This window comes from Neisseria sp. P0009.S007 (assembly GCF_051962515.1).
Genome location: NZ_JBQCVF010001189.1, coordinates 1 through 251, shown reverse-complemented (window position 1 = coordinate 251; position 251 = coordinate 1). Strand labels below are relative to the sequence as shown.

Genomic DNA, 251 nt, shown 5'->3' with positions numbered 1-251 from the left:
TCTAGCAAGGCAGTATCAAGTGCAGTTTCGGGGTTGAGCCCCGAGATTTCACACCTGACTTACCTCGCCACCTACGCACCCTTTACGCCCAATGAATCCGAACAACGCTTGAGACCTCTGTATTACCGCGGCTGCTGGCACAGAGTTAGCCGTCTCTTCCTCTTGCGGTACTATCACTTTCTTGTTCCCGCATGACAGGAGTTTACGACCCGAAGGCCTTCGTCCTCCACGCGGCGTCGCTCCATCAGGGT

The 251-nt window shown here is 55.4% G+C and carries 1 rRNA gene; it reads right to left on the bottom strand.

The annotated features are described in order from the left end of the window. Positions 1-251: ribosomal RNA gene (locus ACTHS3_RS18260) — 16S ribosomal RNA — on the bottom strand; the annotation flags it as partial.